The organism is Pseudomonas aegrilactucae, assembly GCF_019168305.1.
Classification (GTDB): Bacteria; Pseudomonadota; Gammaproteobacteria; order Pseudomonadales; family Pseudomonadaceae; genus Aquipseudomonas; species Aquipseudomonas aegrilactucae.
This window is the reverse complement of the sequence record NZ_JAHTBI010000166.1, coordinates 1-3,534: the sequence shown is the minus strand read 5'-3', so window position 1 is coordinate 3,534 and position 3,534 is coordinate 1. Positions and strand designations below refer to the sequence as shown.

Below are 3,534 nucleotides of genomic sequence, written 5' to 3'. Positions count from 1 at the left end.
CCGTAGCGTTCGGTTTCGGCGCGGAACGGGCGGATCATCTGCGAGTGGCACTGCACGCAGCCTTCACGGATGTAGATGTCGCGCCCCTCCAGCTCCAGGGCGACGCGTGGCTTCATGCCCTCGACCGGCTTGTTGGTGACGTCCTGGAAAAACAGCGGGACGATCTGGGTCAGGCCGCCGATGCTCACGGCGATGACCATGAAGAAGGCCAGCAGGCCGATGTTCTTCTCGACTACTTCATGCTTCATCAGTGAGCTCCAACGACAGCGATCTGAGCGGCGGCTTCAGCTTCGGCCGGCTGCGAGGCGCGTACGGTGCGCCATACGTTGTAGGCCATCAGCAGCATGCCGGAGGCGAAGAACGCACCGCCCAGTGCACGCACGATGAAGCCCGGGTGGCTGGCCTGCAGCGCTTCGACGAAGGAATAGGTGAGGGTGCCGTCGTCGTTGATGGCGCGCCACATCAGGCCCTGGGTAATGCCGTTGACCCACATCGAGGCGATGTAGAGCACGGTGCCGATGGTGGCCAGCCAGAAGTGCGCGTTGATCAGGCCGGTGCTGTGCATCTGCGCACGGCCGTAGATTTTCGGGATCATGTGGTACAGCGCGCCGATCGAGATCATCGCTACCCAGCCCAGGGCGCCGGCGTGTACGTGGCCGATGGTCCAGTCGGTGTAGTGCGACAGCGAGTTGACGGTCTTGATCGCCATCATCGGGCCTTCGAAGGTCGACATGCCGTAGAACGCCAGCGATACCACCAAGAAGCGCAGGATCGGGTCGGTGCGCAGCTTATGCCAGGCGCCCGAAAGGGTCATCATGCCGTTGATCATACCGCCCCAGCTGGGGGCCAGCAGGATGATCGACATGGCCATGCCCAGCGATTGCGCCCAGTCGGGCAGGGCGGTGTAGTGCAGGTGGTGGGGGCCGGCCCAGATGTACAGGGTGATCAGCGCCCAGAAATGCACGATCGACAGGCGATACGAGTAGATCGGGCGTTCGGCCTGCTTGGGCACGAAGTAGTACATCATGCCCAGGAAGCCCGTGGTCAGGAAGAAACCCACGGCGTTGTGGCCGTACCACCACTGGATCATGGCGTCGGTCGCCCCCGAATAGGCCGAGTACGACTTGAACAGGCTGACCGGCAAGGAGGCGTGGTTGACGATGTGCAGCATCGCGGTAACCACGATGAAGGCCCCGTAGAACCAGTTGCCCACATAGATGTGCTTGGTCTTGCGCTTGACGATGGTGCCGAAGAACACCGCACCGTAGGTCACCCAGACAATGGCCAGCAAAATGGCGATGGGCCATTCCAGCTCTGCGTATTCCTTGGTCGTGGTGTAGCCCAGCGGCAAGGTCACCAGCGCGCCGACGATCACCGCCTGCCAACCCCAGAAGGTGAAGGCCGCGAGGCTGTCGGAGATCAGTCGCGTCTGGCAGGTTCGCTGCACGACATAGTAGGAAGTGGCAAACAGTGCACAACCACCGAAGGCGAAGATCACCAGGTTGGTGTGCAGCGGGCGCAGGCGTCCAAAGCTCGTCCACGGCAGGTCCAGGTTGAGCTGGGGCCAGACCAGTTGCGAGGCGATGAAGACACCGAGGCCCATGCCAAGGATCCCCCAGACCACCGTCATGATGGCGAACTGGCGGACGACCTTATAGTTATAAGCAGTCGGACTGATTGCTGTGCTCATTCTAAGGTTCCACGGTTTGGAGTGTTTTTGTTGGTTAAAAAATCGGCGCAAGTATGTATAAACCGTGTGGTTATTGCAACGCGATGGAAACCGCGCGACACCTTGCCGAGGCCGATTTTACGGCGTTTCCAGCCGATTGGCGGTGCAAATTGTACACAATCATAACGCATTTATGTGCACCATTTTCCGCCTTTGTTTGTGCACGCTTCCAGCGGCTTGAGCACTATCGTTCTGCGTGGTCAGGGCAGGCAATTGGCACTTGGGCCGGGTTTGGTCAGCCTTTGGTGGTGGCTCGGGGAATGAAGGTGCGCCAAAAAGGTGCATGCAGCTGCAACGCTTCAAGCCACTGTGGCAACAAGCTTAGTCTTGATCGGAGGGGGTGCAAGGCGGGGCGGCGGCGGGGTGCGACACTTGGTCGCAAGGGGCGCGGGGAACCGCCGCACCCAGGTTGATGCGGCGGTTTTAGTCAAGGCTCAGTTACACGATCGTTTCACTTGGCAGTGACAGTTTCGGCGGGTTGCGACAGGCTGTAGACATAGGCTGCCAGCAGGTGGACCTTGTCGTTGCCCTGGATGTCCTGCTGTGCTGGCATCTGGCCCTGGCGGCCGTAACGGATGGTCTGCTGCAGTTGGGCGAAGCTGGAACCGTAGATGAACGCCTGCGGGTGGGTCAGGTCGGGTGCGCCCATGGCCGGGGTGCCTTTGCCTTCAGGGCCGTGGCAGGCCACGCAGTTGGTGGCGAAGAGTTTCTCGCCATTGGCCACGTCGGCCTTGGCCTCCTTGGGCAGTTGACGGCCATCGAGCTTGCTCAGCACGAACCCGGCCACATCGGCCACACCCTGTTCGCCGATCACTTCGGCCCAGGCCGGCATCACGCCGTGGCGCCCGCCCATGATCGAGGCCTTGATGGTGTCCGGGTCACCGCCCCAGCGCCAGTCGTTGTCGGTCAGGTTGGGAAAGCCGTAGGCGCCCTTGGCGTCCGAGCCGTGGCACACCGAACAGTTGGAGGCGAACAGGCGGCCGCCCATTTTCAGCGCTTGCGGGTCCTTGGCCACTTCCTCCACCGGCATGGCGGCGAACTTGGCGAAGATCGGCCCGAACTTGGCGTCGGCCCGTTCCATTTCCTTTTGCCACTCGTTGGTCCCGGTCCAGCCGTCCTGGTAACCGGGCAGGATGCCTTTCCAGTTGCCCAGGCCCGGGTACAGGATCAGGTAGCCGACCGAGAACACCAGGGTGCCGACGAACAGCCAGAACCACCACTTGGGCAGCGGGTTGTCGTACTCCTCGATGCCATCGAAGCTGTGGCCCATGGTCTGGTCGGTGGTGCCCTTGCTTTCGCCCTTGCGCGTGCTGAGCAGCAGCCAGGTCAGGCCGATCAGGCTACCGATGGTCAGTACGCAGATGTACGTACTCCAGAAGGTGGTCATTGCCCGTTACTCCTCGATTCGGATTCTTTGGCGGTAGGCGCAGCGTGCTCGTCGGCGAACGGCAGCAGGCTCGCTTCGGCGAACTCGCGGTCACGCCGGCCGCTGAACACCCACAGCGCCAGGCCGATGAAGGCGATGGCCACCAGCAGGGTGCCCAGGCCACGCAACTGGCCGATATCCAGTGTGAAGTCCATGGCGCTTACCTCTTGTTCTTGATCGCGGTGCCGAGCACCTGCAGGTAGGCGACCAGCGCGTCCATCTCGGACTTGCCCTTGAGCGAGGCCACGGCGCCGGCAATGTCGTCGTCGCTGTAAGGCACGCCCAGGGTGCGCATCACGCGCAGCTTGGTCTCGGTGTGGTTACTGTCGACCTGGTTGGCCACAAGCCACGGGTAGGCTGGCATCTTCGACTCGGGCAC

General features: G+C 62.1%; 5 protein-coding genes. All 5 read right to left on the bottom strand.

The features are described 5' to 3' along the window. On the bottom strand, positions 1–248 hold a 248-nt coding region (locus KUO17_RS26305; RefSeq protein WP_217978467.1), incomplete at its 3' end, for a cbb3-type cytochrome c oxidase subunit II. Beyond that, the gene (gene ccoN / locus KUO17_RS26300) at positions 248–1,690 is read right to left on the bottom strand and encodes a cytochrome-c oxidase, cbb3-type subunit I (protein WP_217978466.1); all 1,443 of its coding nucleotides are present in this window, start codon (positions 1,688–1,690) and stop codon (positions 248–250) included. The genes KUO17_RS26305 and ccoN, both read right to left, overlap by 1 nt. A 490-nt stretch (positions 1,691–2,180) precedes the next feature. Then, entirely contained in the window at positions 2,181–3,116 is a 936-nt protein-coding gene (ccoP, locus tag KUO17_RS26295) for a cytochrome-c oxidase, cbb3-type subunit III (RefSeq protein WP_217978465.1), read from the bottom strand. Next, positions 3,113–3,310, bottom strand: coding sequence for a cbb3-type cytochrome oxidase subunit 3 (locus KUO17_RS26290; RefSeq protein ID WP_217978464.1), 198 nt, complete (start codon positions 3,308–3,310; stop codon positions 3,113–3,115). The genes ccoP and KUO17_RS26290 overlap by 4 nt, the downstream gene beginning before the upstream one ends. A gap of 5 nt (positions 3,311–3,315) precedes the next feature. Continuing rightward, positions 3,316–3,534 (bottom strand): cbb3-type cytochrome c oxidase subunit II (locus tag KUO17_RS26285; RefSeq protein WP_217978463.1); only part of this gene is annotated, 219 nt, incomplete at its 5' end.